Annotated in this window: 15 protein-coding genes and 1 other RNA gene; 7 read left to right on the top strand and 9 right to left on the bottom strand. The window is 58.7% G+C overall.

The genetic code is table 11. The features are described from left to right. Position 1: 1 nt before the first annotated feature. The 8 genes from QNI81_RS05955 to QNI81_RS05920 all read right to left on the bottom strand — a co-directional run bounded on the left by QNI81_RS05955 (position 2) and on the right by QNI81_RS05920 (position 8,312). A complete protein-coding gene (locus tag QNI81_RS05955; protein WP_283967686.1) occupies positions 2–1,036 on the bottom strand; it encodes a cysteine synthase A in 1,035 nt (344 codons plus the stop codon). Positions 1,037–1,304: 268 nt separating this feature from the next. Next, a complete protein-coding gene (locus tag QNI81_RS05950) occupies positions 1,305–1,745 on the bottom strand; it encodes a TrgA family protein (protein ID WP_005638858.1) in 441 nt (146 codons plus the stop codon). Between the two features lie 120 nt (positions 1,746–1,865). Then, the gene (locus QNI81_RS05945) at positions 1,866–3,290 is read right to left on the bottom strand and encodes a cryptochrome/photolyase family protein (RefSeq protein ID WP_283967685.1); all 1,425 of its coding nucleotides are present in this window, start codon (positions 3,288–3,290) and stop codon (positions 1,866–1,868) included. A gap of 30 nt (positions 3,291–3,320) precedes the next feature. Then, on the bottom strand, positions 3,321–4,538 hold the full coding sequence (locus QNI81_RS05940; protein ID WP_283967870.1) for an aminotransferase class V-fold PLP-dependent enzyme: 1,218 nt from the start codon (positions 4,536–4,538) through the stop codon (positions 3,321–3,323). A 133-nt stretch (positions 4,539–4,671) separates the two neighbouring features. Beyond that, positions 4,672–5,676 carry an acryloyl-CoA reductase gene (gene acuI, locus QNI81_RS05935; RefSeq protein ID WP_283967684.1) on the bottom strand — a complete coding sequence of 335 codons (1,005 nt, stop codon included), beginning with the start codon at positions 5,674–5,676 and terminating at the stop codon, positions 4,672–4,674. Positions 5,677–5,690: 14 nt separating this feature from the next. Continuing rightward, positions 5,691–6,806, bottom strand: coding sequence for a dimethylsulfoniopropionate demethylase (locus QNI81_RS05930; protein WP_283967683.1), 1,116 nt, complete (start codon positions 6,804–6,806; stop codon positions 5,691–5,693). 69 nt (positions 6,807–6,875) lie between these two features. Then, on the bottom strand, positions 6,876–7,520 hold the full coding sequence (locus tag QNI81_RS05925; RefSeq protein WP_126136896.1) for a DUF1326 domain-containing protein: 645 nt from the start codon (positions 7,518–7,520) through the stop codon (positions 6,876–6,878). Positions 7,521–7,538: 18 nt separating this feature from the next. Continuing rightward, positions 7,539–8,312: a DUF2182 domain-containing protein gene (locus QNI81_RS05920; protein ID WP_283967682.1), complete on the bottom strand. Its 774-nt coding sequence runs from the start codon at positions 8,310–8,312 to the stop codon at positions 7,539–7,541. A gap of 123 nt (positions 8,313–8,435) precedes the next feature. Here QNI81_RS05920 and QNI81_RS05915 point away from each other — a divergent pair, with 123 nt between their 5' ends. From QNI81_RS05915 to QNI81_RS05895, 5 genes are all read left to right on the top strand, one after another. Continuing rightward, positions 8,436–9,167 carry a FadR/GntR family transcriptional regulator gene (locus QNI81_RS05915; RefSeq protein ID WP_283967681.1) on the top strand — a complete coding sequence of 244 codons (732 nt, stop codon included), beginning with the start codon at positions 8,436–8,438 and terminating at the stop codon, positions 9,165–9,167. Between the two features lie 60 nt (positions 9,168–9,227). Beyond that, positions 9,228–9,579: a transfer-messenger RNA gene (ssrA, locus tag QNI81_RS05910) on the top strand. 224 nt (positions 9,580–9,803) lie between these two features. Continuing rightward, a complete protein-coding gene (locus tag QNI81_RS05905) occupies positions 9,804–10,238 on the top strand; it encodes an ester cyclase (protein ID WP_283967680.1) in 435 nt (144 codons plus the stop codon). 107 nt (positions 10,239–10,345) lie between these two features. Next, positions 10,346–11,632, top strand: coding sequence for a chromate efflux transporter (chrA, locus tag QNI81_RS05900; protein ID WP_283967679.1), 1,287 nt, complete (start codon positions 10,346–10,348; stop codon positions 11,630–11,632). Between the two features lie 114 nt (positions 11,633–11,746). Continuing rightward, entirely contained in the window at positions 11,747–12,229 is a 483-nt protein-coding gene (locus QNI81_RS05895) for an SspB family protein (protein ID WP_005606136.1), read from the top strand. 91 nt (positions 12,230–12,320) lie between these two features. Here the strand turns inward: QNI81_RS05895 and QNI81_RS05890 are convergent, their stop codons facing one another. Continuing rightward, positions 12,321–12,905 carry a hypothetical protein gene (locus QNI81_RS05890; protein WP_283967678.1) on the bottom strand — a complete coding sequence of 195 codons (585 nt, stop codon included), beginning with the start codon at positions 12,903–12,905 and terminating at the stop codon, positions 12,321–12,323. Between the two features lie 245 nt (positions 12,906–13,150). Here QNI81_RS05890 and fumC point away from each other — a divergent pair, with 245 nt between their 5' ends. Both fumC and QNI81_RS05880 read left to right on the top strand, forming a co-directional pair. After that, complete coding sequence (fumC, locus tag QNI81_RS05885; RefSeq protein WP_283967677.1) at positions 13,151–14,548, top strand: class II fumarate hydratase; 1,398 nt, start codon at positions 13,151–13,153, stop codon at positions 14,546–14,548. Next, entirely contained in the window at positions 14,548–14,724 is a 177-nt protein-coding gene (locus QNI81_RS05880) for a DUF4169 family protein (protein WP_283967676.1), read from the top strand. The genes fumC and QNI81_RS05880 overlap by 1 nt, the downstream gene beginning before the upstream one ends. Positions 14,725–14,788: the final 64 nt, after the last annotated feature.

The raw sequence follows: 14,788 nt of genomic DNA, 5'->3' as shown, positions 1-14,788 counted from the left end.
TTCAGACGTCCTCGAACACGCCCGGAATAGATGCCGGGGTATGGGTCATCCAGTCCGGAACTGGCAGGCCCTTGTCCTTTAGGAATTCGGGGTTAAAGAGCTTGGATTGATAGCGGGTGCCATAGTCACACAGCACGGTGACGATGGTGTGACCTGGCCCCATTTCTTTCGCCAGACGCACCGCACCGGCGATATTGATGCCGGAAGAGCCCCCCAGAACCAAGCCTTCATCGTGCAGCAGATCAAAGACATAAGGCAGCGCCTCTGCATCAGGGATCTGGTAATTAAAATCAGGCTTCAACCCTTCAAGGTTCTTGGTGATGCGCCCCTGACCGATTCCCTCGGTGATGGAGGAGCCTTCGGATTTTAGCTCGCCTGAGGTGTAGTAGGAATAGAGGGCCGCGCCGTTAGGATCCGCAAGGCCGATCTTCACGCCCTTGGGCTGCAGCGCCTCGGCGATACCGGCAAGCGTGCCGCCAGAGCCAACCGCACAGATAAAGCCATTGACCTTGCCACCTGTCTGCTCCCAGATCTCGGGACCAGTGGTTTCGACATGCGCCTGACGGTTGGCGATATTGTCGAACTGGTTTGCCCAAATGGCCCCATTTGGTTCGGTTTTCGCAAGCTCATTTGCCAAACGTTCCGAATAGCGGACATAATTGTTCGGATTTTTATAGGGTGCTGCGGGCACCTGTACCAATTGCGCGCCCGCCAGACGCAGCATGTCTTTCTTTTCTTCAGACTGGGTTTCCGGGATCACAATCACCGTCTTGAACCCCATCGAGGCCCCGACCAGCGCCAGTCCAATACCGGTGTTACCCGCCGTACCTTCGACAATGGTGCCACCGGGTTTCAAATCACCACGGGCGATGGCGTCCTTGATAATATAGAGCGCAGCGCGATCCTTGACGGATTGGCCGGGGTTCAGAAACTCCGCCTTGCCAAGAATTTCGCAGCCGGTATCTTCGCTGACTTTGTTCAGTCGGATCAGAGGGGTATGACCGACAGCATCGGCCAGATCGCGTGCAATGCGCATGAAATTCCCTTTCGCTCGTTCCCTTTTGATGTAGCCGGGGGCACGCACGATCACAAGGGTCGTCAGCAGCCACAGGCAAGCCTTTGCGATGTCTTCGACCTTTTGCGCGCGAAGACGGTTCCATCGCGGCGTGCGCCACCGCAAAACCATCATCTGAAGACTGCCCCAAGTGGTACATTGTCCATGAATGGAATGAATTCACAGAACGCGCTGACTTACCTGCGGAGTTGCGATGTTTTCATGACACCACATCAGTCTGGCAGGTGTTTCACTTCCAGCGTTTACTGGCAAACTCGGTCACCAGCCCCACCAATGTTCCGCCAACAACCAAAGTGACGAGAACGGTCGGAACGGCCATCACAAAGAAATACTCAAGCGCGATGGTAAATATCGCAGCCAGTGCTTCAAACGGTCCATCGTAAATATTCCGCTTCGCAAGGCGAAACATTTCAACCGCACCCTGAATGATCAAAGCCCAAATCACCAAGACCGCCATCCCGGTCAGACCGTTGTTGATGCCGGGCACGAAACCGCGCCCGGCACGCGGTCCCATTACTTTCCAGCCGGCCACCAGAGCGAGCCCTACATTTACATGGGTAAAATAGCCAAAATCTGTGGATTCGGGCATCAAAGGCATGATTTGCCCTGAAACGACGAACGCCAATAGAGCGAGGGCAACAGAGGCCACGAGGTGTGCGGCGGTAGGCATGGATTTGATTTTCCTGATGTCTGCTCGATTGCCCGTAAGGCTAAGCGCAGCTGAGCCACAAATCCAGCGCAAACCCCAAGTCGCCGCGCGCTTTTATCTGTGGCTCAGGGCCAAATGCGATCAGCTTTTGTCCCTGCTGTCGTGATACGCCTCCAGCGCCCGTTCACGGCCGCGTTTGAGATCGATAATCGGCTGCGCGCGCGCGTCTTTTGGACTCAAACCCCAACTTAGCGGCGTGGCTGCAAAGAAATCCGTCGCAGTCTGGGGCGGGTCCGACTGCCCTTCTGCCAACCAATTGCGTACGTAGCGCCCTTTGGGGTCGAATTTCTCCAACTGGCCATCGGGGTTGAAAATCCGAAAGAAAGGCGCGGCATCCGGCCCCGATCCTGCCACCCATTGCCAGCCCATGGCATTGGACGCAGGATCCCAGTCCACCAAACAATCCTCAAACCACTGCATCCCGAATTTCCAATGGATCATCAGATGCTTGGTGAGGAAACTTGCCACAATCATCCGGGCGCGATTGTGCATTTTACCGGTGACATAGAGCTCTCGCATCGCCGCATCGACAAAATCATAGCCCGTTTGCCCTTGCTGCCAGCGCAAGAGCGCCTCGCCCGGATCGTCTTGCCATGGGAAACCGTCCCATTCCTCGCGCCAGTTGCGAGTCAGGATATGCGGCGAGTGATACATCAGGTGATAGGCAAACTCGCGCCAGACCACCTCTTTGAGGAAATGTTCCGCACCCTGTTTGCCGTCCCGCATCGCCTGCGCGCCCAGATGCCACATCCGGTGCGGACTGATTTCGCCCCAGGCCAGGTTTTCCGACAGCTCTGACGTGGCCGCGCGCCCCGGAAAGTCCCGGTCCGCCTTATAGGTGGCGACCCGCTCCTCAAGGAAGCGGTCCAGTTGCTCCAGCGCCGCGTCCTCACCCACCCGGCAATATCCTGCGACGATCTCAGCACCGCGGCGCATGGCGGCACTCATGTTGTAATCTGCAAGCTTGTCCGTTGCAGGCCACGCATCCGGCTTTGGCAGATGTGCGGGCGCATCAATCAGACCTTCGACCTCGCGGTCGCGCACGGCCTTCCAGAACGGCGTGTAGACCTTGTACATGCCGCCGTCTTTGGTCTCGACCGTCCAGGGTTCGAACATCAGCCGCCCCCCGGTGGATTTTACCGTAATATCAGCGGCTTTAAGCTGTTCCTTGATCTCGGTGTCGCGTTTGATCGCCTCTGGATCATAGAGCCGGGACCAGATCACATGACCGGCTCCGCTCTCCTTGATGACCTCGCGCAACACCGCAAGCGCGTCCCCCTTTCGCAGGGTCAATCGACTGCCGTGCCCCTTGAGCGTTTTGGCAAAACGCTCAAGCCCGAGGCCAAGCCGAAACTTTGGAGCAGCGCCCAGGGCCTCATCCTGCGGGTCGTGGATATAAAGCGGAATGATCGGTCCGCCCGTTTCCAGTGCCGCCGTCAGGGCCGGATTGTCACGCAGGCGCAGGTCGCGCCTGATCCACCAGATCACCGGTCGGGTGTCAGCCATGGTCAGTCATAGTCCTTGCTCAGTCAGATGTTACAGGACGCGATCTAGGGCCTCGATCAGCGCTGTCACCTCCGATTGATCGGTATAATGGGTAAAACTCAGCCGCAGCACGCCTTCGGACGGGTCCACCCCCATGGCGTTGAGCGCCCGCACCGCATAGAAATCACCGCCGCCGGCCATGATACCCAGCTCTGCCAGTTGCTTTGCCACCGGCTCTGCCGCACGTCCCAGCGCAAGCGCCACGGTTGGTGCACGATCCTCAGCCGCCGACGGGCCAAGCAACCGGATGTCGTTGCGATCCTTCACGGCGTCCAGAAGCGGCTGCAACAGGGCAATTTCGCGCTGCCGCATCAGGTCGTGCACAAAGGTCCCCATGGCTGCGCCCTTGGTTTCCGTCGCACCGTGATGGGCGGCGAGTGCTTCAAAATAGTCGACCATCCCGGCACAGGCGGCGACCTGCGCATGATCCGGTCCTGCCGGGGTAAAACGCTTGTAGGGCACATCCGCGTTGAAATAATGCGCCTGATTGGGCAGCAACTCTGCCAGCGCCGGGTTGATGACCATGATCCCCTGGTGCGGGCCATAGGTTTTATAGGCCGAAAACAGATAGATATCTGGCCCCAGCTCCACCACATTGGGCAGGCCATGGGGCGCGTAAGAGACCCCGTCGACACAGACAAAAGCGCCAGCGGCATGCGCCAGCGCGGTTATTTCGGTCACCGGATTGATCTCGCCCACCACGTTGGAACAATGCGGGAAACACACCAGACGGACGCTTTCATCCAGCAACGGCTCCAGCGTGGTTGGGTCAAGATGACCCGTCGCCGGATCAATCTGCCATTCCAGCACCTCGATGCCCTCGCCCGCCAAACGCCGCCAGGGGCCGGTGTTGGCCTCGTGATCCTGATTGGTGACGATGATCTTCTCGCCCGGTTTCAGAAACTTGCGAAAGGCCTGCGCCAGAACATAGGTGTTCTGGGTGGTCGACGGACCAAAGCTCACATCCTGGGCGCCCACACCCAAAAGCGCCGCCAGACGGCTGCGCGCTTCGTCCATCTCGGCCCCCGCAACCTGCGAGGCTGCATAAGGCGCGTAGGGCTGGACCTTGTGTTCTGTGTAAAACCGGAACAGGCGATCAATCACCTGACGGCAGGTATAAGACCCGCCTGCGTTTTCAAAAAAGGCCTGTCCTTGCAGGGCGGCCTGCTCAAAAGCTGGAAACTGTTTGCGGACAAAATCGATATCCATGGCGCGGCGCGTGCTCCCTTTGCGGATCAATGGCAGGAACAGTGCAATTTCGCGCCACAAGATCAAGCCCGGAAACGCCCCGTCGCGACGCCAGGACGCGCCGGGGCTGCATGTCACGCAGGTGTCAGCCGCCTTAGCCGTTCACATCGACCACAACGCGCCCCTTGACCTGCCCGGCAAGAATATCCGCGCCCAGTTGCGGCAGATCTGCTAGCGTCGCGGAGTGCACCATCGCGTCGAGCCTGTCCATCGGCAGGTCCGAGGCAATCCGCTGCCATGCCCGCTGGCGGTTCTCAAACGGCTGCATCACGGAATCGATGCCCAAGAGGTTCACGCCGCGCAGCAGGAACGGGATCACGGTTGCCGGAAGCGCCGCGCCGCCCGCCAGACCCACCGCCGCAACCGAAGCGCCGTATTTCATCTGGCCCAGCACCCGCGCCAACATGTCGCCGCCAACCGCGTCAACGCAGCCGGCCCAGGTCTCACTCTCCAGCGGGCGTTTGACGGTCTCGTTCAGATCCGCGCGTGGTACGATCTGCGTCGCACCAAGGCTCTTGAGGTAATCCGCCGTCTCCGGCCGCCCGGTGACCGCTGCCACCTCATAGCCCAGATGTGCGAGGATTGCTGTCGCCACCGATCCAACACCGCCCGCAGCACCGGTGACCAGCACCGGGCCCACCGGGCCGTTCCCCGGTTTCAGACCGTGATCTTCCAGCGCCATCACCGCCAGCATTGCGGTAAAACCAGCCGTTCCCACCGCCATGGCCTGACGCGCCGTGATCCCATCCGGCAGTGGCACCAGCCAATCCGCCTTGACCCGCGCCTTTTGCGCATATCCGCCCCAATGGGCCTCGCCCACGCGCCAACCGGTCAGCACCACCTTGTCGCCGGGTTTGTAGCGATCATCCGATGATGCCTCCACGGTGCCTGCAAAATCGATCCCCGGCACATGCGGATAATTGCGCACCAAACCGCCACCCTTGGCGCTGAGGCAGAGGCCGTCCTTGTAGTTCACGGTGGAATAGTCGACCGCAACAGTGACCTCACCGTCGGGCAACTGATCCTCGTTCAGCTCTTCAATGGCCGCAGAGGCCTTACCGCTGTCTGCGTCTTTCGTCATCACCAGTGCTTTGAACATGTTGATCTCTCCCGTTAATTCCAGAAATTCTCGTGGACGGTCGCATCGCGCATGCCGTCCGGTGTCTCGACCTCGACGCGAGAGCCCGCGTCCCATTGGGTCATCTTCACCATGCCGATGGCGACATTGGTGGCGTGATCGGGCGACCATGTGGCCGAGGACACCCGCCCCACCCGGCGGCCATTGGCATAGAGCGGCCAGAACCGGTCACAGGGCGGCACCGCGTCGCCCGCAATGGCGATGGGGCGGATCTGCTGCACCGGACCTTCCTTAGCCACCCGGAGAAGGGCGTCGCGGCCGATACAGCCGATCGCCGTATGGGTGTTGCAGAAGCGGCCCAGCCCGCATTCATGCGGCGTGTTGTCGTCGGTCATGTCGTTGCCATAGCTCAGCAGGCCACTTTCGATCCGCTCGATCAGGTTTGGACAGCCTGCCCGCACCTCCAGATCCGCGCCCGCCTCAAACAGCCGATGCCAGAGCGGCATGCCGATGTCGCTGCCTTCGACGTAGATCTCGAACCCACCCTGTTTCGAGTAACCCGAGCGCGCCACCACCAGGTCGCGCCCTTCGAACTGATAAACGCCAAAGCGAAAAAACCGGATCGCGCGCACGGTCTCGCCAAAGACCCGGGCCATCAAATCCTCGGCCTTGGGTCCCTGTATGGCCAGTGGCGAGACATCCGGTTCATCCACCAGCACATCCAGCCGCCAGCCATTGGCGATGCCCTTCACCCAATAGAGGAGATCACTGTCGGCGATGGAGATCCACCAGCGGTCCTCGGCCAGCTTCACCGCCACCGGATCGTTCAGCATGCCGCCGGTCTCATCCACGATGGGCACATAGTAGCACTGGCCGGGCATCATGCCGCGCAGATCGCGCGGGGTGAGCATTTGCATCAGCCGTCCCGCATCCGGGCCGCGCAACTCCACCTGCCGTTCACAGGCCACGTCCCAGACCTGCACATGGCGTTTGAGGTGGTGATAATCCGCCTCCACGCTTTCAAAAACGGTTGGAAGCAGCATGTGGTTGTAAACGGTGTAGCCTTTGACACCTGCGGCCTCGACCCCGTCGGAAAACGGGGTGCGGCGCAGGCGGCGGGACAGGGAGATGTTAGGTTGAATAACGGCCATGGCGATCCCTTTCATGGCACGAGTGTTGAGATGAGCGGCGCGCCAGTCTGGCCGCCGCCCGATGTCACCTTAGCGTGGACCTTTCCAGTCGATCTGGCAGATCTCGGCCGAGCGCCCGTCAAAATCCCATACCCGGCCAAAGGCGCGCACGCGGCCCTTGGTGGCGGTGGCAACGGTGATGTCCGGGCCCATCCAATACTCGGTGTTGGTGACCACAATGTCCTGTTCGCTGTCGGCCCCGCCCACCGGAACAACCTCACCGTGGATCTGCTTGCCCACGATCAGGCGGCGGGTCTTGCCTTCGGTTTCAAACAGCACCGGGGCGCGCTCCGCGCCGAGGAATTCGCTCACCAAAACCTTGAAGAGCCCCGTGGTTCCCCTTGCTTTTCCAGAGAAAATATCGATCAGACCGTCGTAGGCTTCTTCACTCGCGCGCTCGTCGATATAGGCTGCTGCCTTCCAGTTGCCGCGGGCCATCAATCCCGGGATTTCCAGGATCAGCCCGACATTCAGACCAGACAGATCGGCGTCGCCATAGTGCCCTTCATCGATGCGCACGCCCGCCCAAGCCTGACAGTAACCTTCGGTGGGCGGATGCTTGCCCAGCGACACCACGCAGGGGCAAAAGACCGTACAGTTGCAGTTCAGGATCAGCTCGCCCTTGATCGCCCAAGGCATGAGCTCGGGCGCCGATGCGGCTTGCGGATTTGCCATGTGATTTTTCCTCCCAATTCAAACAGATGTCACAAGAAGCCAAAGTCCCGACGCGCAGAGGACAACGCCCATCGGACGGGTCAGCCAGCGCCCGATCTCGGGCAGTTTTTCCAGAACCATAAAAACCGTCGCCAGCCCCATGAAGACGAGGTTCATGACCCCACCGACAAAGGCCAGAAGCATCAGCGCCCAGCAGCATCCCAAACAGACCGCACCAAGGCGCAGACCGTTGCGCAATGGGCCCTCCTCCCAATGCTGCATAAAGAACACCAGCGGGCGGCGGCATTTGGACAGGCAAGCGTCTTTGAGCGGCGTGAACTGGTAGCCCCCGGCAATCAGCAGGAGCACCGCCGACAGCAGGGACGAACGGCTGTCGCCAAAAACGCTGACCATACCCGCATGGACAAGCGCCAGCTGCAGAGCGGCTGCCAGCAGCGAAAATCCAATCCAGACCATCAGATAACCAAGAACCAGATCCCCAAACCGGGTTCCTTCCGCCGATTGGCTCAGATCATCGTAGGTGGCAAAGGCCGGCAGTGCCGTGGGCGCCATCATCGCCGCCGACATCAACACCCACATCAGTGCCATCTTGCCCGCACCTGCAGCATCCGGCGTCATGGTACATAGCGACACCCAGAAATCCGCACCATATAGCGCTCCCGCATCGCGCAAATTCTCCGGCACCGACATGGCAAACAACGCAGCCCAAGCCAGCAGAATACCACCAAAGAGCAAGAGCCAATGCAGGCCGCTCATTTGGCGAATACTCTCTGTCAGGCGTGCTTTAAGCATGGTTTTGCGATGACCTCCCCGTCTCGCTGCGACTCAATAGCTCTTGTGAATCAAATGTCAGACTTTTAAATGTCTGACAAATAAAAATTCCAAACACCCCGTCTGACGTGAGGGAAAACCGTTTTGAAGATCGACCCAAACAGCACCGCAGATCTCTCTGCCCAGATTGCCACCGCCATTCGTGATGCCATTGTTGCGGGCGATCTGATCGTCGACGAACGTCTGCCCTCGGAATCGGAATTGGCCGAGCAATTTCAAGTGTCTCGCGCAACCGTACGCGAAGGTTTGAAACGCCTCGCCGCGCAATCCCTGATCCGCACCCAACGCGGCGCGACCGGAGGGGCCTTCGTCAACCGTCTCAGTTTCGAGGACGCCTACAGCCAGCAGATCACCACCTCGACGCTGCTTCTGAGCATGAACGCGGTGAGTTTCGACACCGCCTGCGAGGCCCGATATGCGCTGGAACGGGCTTGTGCGCCGCTTTCGGCCAGCCGCCGAACCGCCGATCAGCTTGCGACCATGCGGGCAGAGATCTTTCGGCAGGGCCAACCCGGCCTCACGGATGAGGCCTTTTGTGCGTCAGATGTGGCTTTTCATCGCGCGTTGGTGGACGGGGCGCATAATCCGGTGCTGTCCTATCAGCTTGCCGGGGCCGTGGAGGCGATGCAGCCGCTGATGAACATGATCACCTTCACGGCGCGGGATCGTGCCACCATCCTTGCGCTGCACACCAGCATCACCGATGCCATCGAAGCCGGCAAGGGAGACGCGGCGGTCGCGGGCCTCAGCGCGCTGGAGGAGGAAACGCGCAACCTCGCCGCTAATGTCTTCGCCCGCCGCGCGGCAAAGCGCTGACCCTCTTCATCTTCTTTCAAATATCCCCGCCGGAGGCCACGCGCGTCAGCGCGTCAATTCCCCCTTTAACTCCACAGTGAACCACCCTATATTCAGTGTGTTCCTTCGGGAACTATGGACATAAACGCGCTCGTAATAAGCGGATCGGACCCGGGGGCGGTACCCGGCGGCTCCACCAAATATCCTTCGTTTGGGGATTATGGGGCCGAAACAGGATCGACGGACGTCTAAAGGGGTTAGCTTTGTCTCGGCTGTCTGCCACCGTTACCGGCGAAAACAGTACAATTGCAAACGACAATCGTGCTCCGGTTGCTCTGGCTGCGTAAGCAGTCCGAGTTGAACCGACTTTAAGCCCTAGCGCCTAGCAGCGTTAGGCGGGGTTCGCAGGTACCTGGCAACAGAAACCTGCACTTTCACTCCCCTGAAATAGCGATGCACCTCCCGACAAAAGGGCATGTCGTATACTCTTTTACGAGCAACTGCGGCTATCGTTAAACTTTGACGGGAAATTCCTGCCAATTTCCTTCCTTTTAACGCTAGCATTGCGAAGTTACAGCGATATGGCTCTCGACATTATATGTAACACGCCTGTAGGTGGCGCCTTCCGCAAATGTCAGAATGTGAAACTTCCCTGAAATGAAAAACAGCACTCTGCTGAAATACTGGTTCGAAGAAGTCTGGAATAAAGACAATCTGTCCGTCATCGACGACCTGCTTGATCCAGATGTCACTTTTAATGGGGCTCTGGATGGTGTCGTATCCCCCGGCGTCGACTACAAAGAGGTCGTTTGTGCCATCAAAGCGCTGCTCGATCAGCCTCATGTGATCATTACGCATAGTATGGATGATGGGGATCTTGCCATGGCGCGGGTGCAGGTTTCGGCTTTCGATCACAGCCGCACACGCAAGCTGGATTTCACCGGTCATGTGAGTGTGCGCGTCCATGATGGGCGGTTCATCGAGTTCTATACCAACTTCGACTACCTGCGCATGTTCGAACAACTCGGTCAGTTGCCCACAGACGCCCTGCCCGTCTGTCTGACAGGTGAGCGCCTCGTCTGGGTGGAATAGCCACCACGCCCCCATAGAAAAACAACTGCTTCAAAAGAAGCGCGAGCGCTGGTGATATTGCTGGGCTTTGATAAAAGGGCAAAGGTGAAAGCAACCGGGCAGCCGTGATGTCAAAGACCGCAACCTCGCATCCCACCTCGCCTTCCTGGTGGGTTTTGTTTCACTGTTTCGGCCTCATTGGTCTGCTGAGTTTCGGCGGTCCCGCGGCACAAATCGCGCTGATGCATCGTGAATTGGTCGATCGCCGCGACTGGCTCAGCGAAGAGCAATTCCTGCGCGGCTTGTCGTTTTGTATGCTGCTGCCCGGACCAGAAGCCATGCAACTGGCCACCTATACCGGTTGGCGGTTGCGCGGCATCGGCGGTGGGCTTTTGGCAGGGAGTTTGTTCATCCTGCCCGGCGCCTTCGTCATTTCCATATTGGTCTGGCTCTATGTGGCCTTTGGCACTCTGCCGGCGGTACAATCGGCCTTTCTCGGCATCAAAGCAGCCGTTGTGGTGATTGTCGTGCAGGCACTCTGGCGCATTTCTCGAAAAGCACTCAAATCAACCGGAGCTTGGCTGCTCGCATTAACCGGATTCGTGGCAATATTTGCACTCAACCTCCCCTTCCCGGTTGTGGTTCTGGGGGCGGGGATTATCGGACTATTTCAGAGTGCAGAGACGACCGACACCCCACCACCAGTGCAGCCCGTTGGCCCCAATCACTGGCGAGTCATTGTGTTGTGGAGCGCGCTGTGGCTGCTCCCCCTCCTCGGTCTCTCACTGATCGGAGCCGACTTTCTGGCCACAATTGGCTGGTTCTTTGCTAAACTTGCGGTTGTCACCTTCGGGGGCGCTTATGCGGTGCTTGCCTATATGACCCAGACGGTGGTCAGCGAGCATGGCTGGATCACAACAGGTCAGATGATTGATGCCCTCGGTCTGGCAGAAACCACGCCCGGCCCTCTGGTACTGGTGACCCAGTTCGTTGCAATGCTTGCAGGGGCTGAAGTGGGCGGTGCGATGTTGGCGCTCGCGGCAGGCGCTGTGGCGTTATGGGCGACCTTCACACCCTGTTTTTTATGGATTTTTGCGACAGCTCCGTTTGTGGAACGACTGACACATCAGCCCCGTTTGCGCGGCGCGCTTCAGGCCATTACTGCGGCTGTCGCGGGGATGATGCTTAACCTCTCTGTGTGGTTCTTGTTGCACTTGTTGTTTCAAAAGCAGACCTCTGTGATGCTCGGGCCTGTCACGCTCCCTGCGCCGGACATTCAAAGCCTCAATGTCCCGGCCCTCGCCCTCGTTGCTTTGGCACCGTTTGTTGCGTTGGCCTTGCGCGGGCGCATCCTGTGGTTGCTGGCGGCAATGGCCAGTCTCGGCCTGATTGCCGCTGGCTTCACGGTCGGCTAAAGACCGCTAGCTTGTCTTGCAATGCCTTCAAAATAGGTCCAAAACTGGAGGGGATAGGGTGTGGCCTCAAACCATGTTGTCAACGCCGCACCCCCAACTACAAAAGGTGAGGCGATGTCCCGTCAGATCGACTATGGAAACCTGATGCATCGTGCCATGCGTGGCCTGATCCGCAACGTCCTGGACGATGTTGCGGCCAATGGCCTGCCCGGAGCTCATCACTTCTTCATCACGTTTGATACCTCACACCCGGATGCCGAACTGGCCGATTGGCTGTCTGACCGTTATCCCGGTGAGATGACCGTGGTCATGCAGCATTGGTTCGACAATCTGAACGTCACCGACGAGGGCTTCTCCGTGACGCTGAATTTTGGCGACGCGCCCGAGCCGCTCTATATTCCCTATGACGCGATCAAGACTTTCGTCGACCCATCTGTCGAGTTTGGCCTGCGCTTTGAAAGCACTGGCGAGGATGACGATGAAGATCTGGCCCCCGTAGAGGTGGCGAGCGATTTGCCCGATGATGAGGATGAAGACGACGCCCCTGCCGCGAAGAAAGATGCGGATGTGGTGTCTCTGGACAGCTTTCGCAAATAGGCTGTCGCCCCTAGCACGGCATCAGAAGTTGCAGCGGCGCCCCCGATATCTCGGCGGCGCCGTTCTTATGTCGTCGCAACGCGCGTTCAGATCAATCTCTGGTCAGAAATGTCGAAACCTTGCGCGAAGGCATCCCATTGCGGTGTAACGAGAAATCCAGTTCCAATCCGCCGTCTGCCACGGTGCGATCATATTGCTGCATCAGGTAATCGCCGTTTTCGGCCACATAGAGCGAGAAGATCGTCAGCGTGTCACCAATCACGCGCGCCCAGACGAACGGCTCCCCCTTCATGGGGTTCATCTGAACCGTATGCCCAAACACATTTGTCTGCATCGCAGCGGAAAAAACCCCGTCGCGCTCTGACGGAATAAATTCGATCTTGTAGCTCTTGGTTTTTGCATCGCCATCCGCGCGCCGGATGGCCGTGCTCCACTGCACCTCGAACCCTTTATAGGTTTCGCGAATGGCGACACTCATATCGCGTTGCTCGACCGTACCGTCGATTTGCTCAACCTCGGCGCTCCCGGAATAAGATCCGACAAACCGGTTGAGCGTTTCCGCGCAAAAAGCGCTCTGAACGCTCAGGAACAATGCCGACAGCATCACAAGACACCACAGGGTCAAACGGGAGGTGTCAGGCATAGACCGAAGCTGGCTGAGGGTGATGCTGCGCATATCTTGGTTTCGAACTCCTGTTGGGGACACGGTCTGACGACTCTCTTTTGGTGTAATCTATGCATCTTACCCAAACTGGCAATGGCACTTGCGGAATTGGGACAGTATACCAGCCGCTGAGGACCCGTAAGATCGGTCAGGTGGCGCAGAACAATTGCGTCAGGCCGCCCGCGCGGGTACACGGCATACATCAGTATACCACTTGCGATATCCAAGTGGCCGAACCAGCGACGGAGACAGACACAATGTCGAACACCCGCACCGAAACCGACAGCTTTGGCCCGCTTGAGGTCCCTTCCGAAAAATACTGGGGGGCACAGACTCAGCGTTCGATCATGAACTTCCCGATTGGGTGGGAAAAACAGCCCGTCGCCATCGTGCGCGCGCTTGGCGTGATCAAGCAAGCCTGCGCCATGGCCAATAAGGCCTCCGGCAAGCTGGACGCAAAAATCGGCGATGCCGTTATTCAGGCTGCAGGTGAGGTGATTGAGGGCAAATTCGATGACAACTTCCCGCTGGTGGTCTGGCAAACCGGCTCTGGCACCCAGTCCAACATGAACTCCAACGAGGTGATCGCCAACCGCGCGATCGAAATCCTCGGCGGCGTGATCGGCTCCAAGGATCCGGTGCACCCGAACGACCACTGCAACATGGGCCAGTCCTCTAACGACACTTTCCCGACCGCAATGCACATCGCCACTGCGATGTCAGTGCGTGACGTGCTGGTGCCGGGCCTGACCAAACTGGCCGAAGGGCTGGAAGCCAAGGCAGCGGAATTCAAAGACATCATCAAGATCGGCCGCACCCATACGCAGGACGCCACGCCGCTGACACTGGGTCAGGAATTTGGCGGCTACGCGCATCAGATCCGTCAGGGTCTGGCACGGGTCGAGGCGGCAATGCCCGGCATCTATGAACTGGCACAGGGCGGCACCGCAGTTGGCACCGGTCTCAACACCGTGGAAGGCTGGGGCGAGGAAGTCGCTGCAAATATGGCCGAAATCACCGGCCTGCCCTTCGTGACCGCGCCCAACAAGTTCGAAGCATTGGCCGCACATGACGCGATGGTGTTCCTCTCGGGCGCCCTCGCGACCATTGCTGGCAGCTGCTACAAGATCGCCAACGACATCCGGTTCCTGGGCTCCGGCCCGCGCTCTGGTCTGGGCGAGTTGATCCTGCCTGAAAACGAACCCGGCTCCTCGATCATGCCGGGCAAGGTGAACCCAACCCAGGCCGAGGCGCTCACACAGGTGGCAGCGCACGTCATGGGCAACGACGCCGCGATCAAATTTGCGGGCTCTCAAGGTCACTTTGAACTGAACGTCTACAACCCGATGATGTCCTATAACCTGCTGCAGTCCATTCAGCTTCTGGGTGATGCTGCGGACAGCTTCACCGAGCGGATGCTCAATGGCATCAAGGCCAACGAGCCGCGTATCGATAAGCTGATGAAGGAAAGCCTGATGCTGGTGACCGCATTGGCCCCGACCATCGGTTACGACAACGCGACAGCCGTGGCAAAGACCGCCCATAAGAACGGCACCACCCTGAAGGAAGAGGCGGTCAAACTCGGTTTTGTGGACGAAGAGACCTTCGACAAGGTTGTCCGCCCCGAGCAAATGATCGGTCCAAAGGCCAAGTGATGGCAAAGCCGGTCAATCTAAACCGGTTTCGAAAAGAAAAGGCGCGGGCTGAGAAAAAGGCCCGCGCTGACCAAAACGCTGTGAAATTTGGTCGCACCAAAGACCAGAAAGAGTTAGACAAAGCCGCAAAACGGATCACAAAAGACCGTCTGGATGGGCATAAAATCGACGATTAGCGAAAACACGACTTCACGCGTTTTCACCCAATCATGCCCTCACAATTATTTTTGTTAGCAATTT

It is taken from the genome of Tritonibacter sp. AK171, from assembly GCF_030127025.1.
Taxonomy (GTDB): domain Bacteria; phylum Pseudomonadota; class Alphaproteobacteria; order Rhodobacterales; family Rhodobacteraceae; genus Epibacterium; species Epibacterium mobile.
Note: the sequence above shows the minus strand (reverse complement) of the source record. Positions and strands in the feature narration are given on the sequence as shown.

What these genes read in the sequence shown, in the direction of transcription:
- fumC (WP_283967677.1), top strand. Translation starts at nt 13,151, where the DNA reads ATGTCGAACACCCGCACCGAAACCGACAGCTTTGGCCCGCTTGAGGTC.
- QNI81_RS05955 (WP_283967686.1), bottom strand. Translation starts at nt 1,036, where the DNA reads ATGCGCATTGCACGCGATCTGGCCGATGCTGTCGGTCATACCCCTCTG.
- QNI81_RS05890 (WP_283967678.1), bottom strand. Translation starts at nt 12,905, where the DNA reads ATGCGCAGCATCACCCTCAGCCAGCTTCGGTCTATGCCTGACACCTCC.
- acuI (WP_283967684.1), bottom strand. Translation starts at nt 5,676, where the DNA reads ATGTTCAAAGCACTGGTGATGACGAAAGACGCAGACAGCGGTAAGGCC.
- chrA (WP_283967679.1), top strand. Translation starts at nt 10,346, where the DNA reads ATGTCAAAGACCGCAACCTCGCATCCCACCTCGCCTTCCTGGTGGGTT.
- QNI81_RS05930 (WP_283967683.1), bottom strand. Translation starts at nt 6,806, where the DNA reads ATGGCCGTTATTCAACCTAACATCTCCCTGTCCCGCCGCCTGCGCCGC.
- QNI81_RS05925 (WP_126136896.1), bottom strand. Translation starts at nt 7,520, where the DNA reads ATGGCAAATCCGCAAGCCGCATCGGCGCCCGAGCTCATGCCTTGGGCG.
- QNI81_RS05895 (WP_005606136.1), top strand. Translation starts at nt 11,747, where the DNA reads ATGTCCCGTCAGATCGACTATGGAAACCTGATGCATCGTGCCATGCGT.
- QNI81_RS05950 (WP_005638858.1), bottom strand. Translation starts at nt 1,745, where the DNA reads ATGCCTACCGCCGCACACCTCGTGGCCTCTGTTGCCCTCGCTCTATTG.
- QNI81_RS05880 (WP_283967676.1), top strand. Translation starts at nt 14,548, where the DNA reads ATGGCAAAGCCGGTCAATCTAAACCGGTTTCGAAAAGAAAAGGCGCGG.
- QNI81_RS05940 (WP_283967870.1), bottom strand. Translation starts at nt 4,538, where the DNA reads ATGGATATCGATTTTGTCCGCAAACAGTTTCCAGCTTTTGAGCAGGCC.
- QNI81_RS05945 (WP_283967685.1), bottom strand. Translation starts at nt 3,290, where the DNA reads ATGGCTGACACCCGACCGGTGATCTGGTGGATCAGGCGCGACCTGCGC.
- QNI81_RS05920 (WP_283967682.1), bottom strand. Translation starts at nt 8,312, where the DNA reads ATGCTTAAAGCACGCCTGACAGAGAGTATTCGCCAAATGAGCGGCCTG.
- QNI81_RS05905 (WP_283967680.1), top strand. Translation starts at nt 9,804, where the DNA reads ATGAAAAACAGCACTCTGCTGAAATACTGGTTCGAAGAAGTCTGGAAT.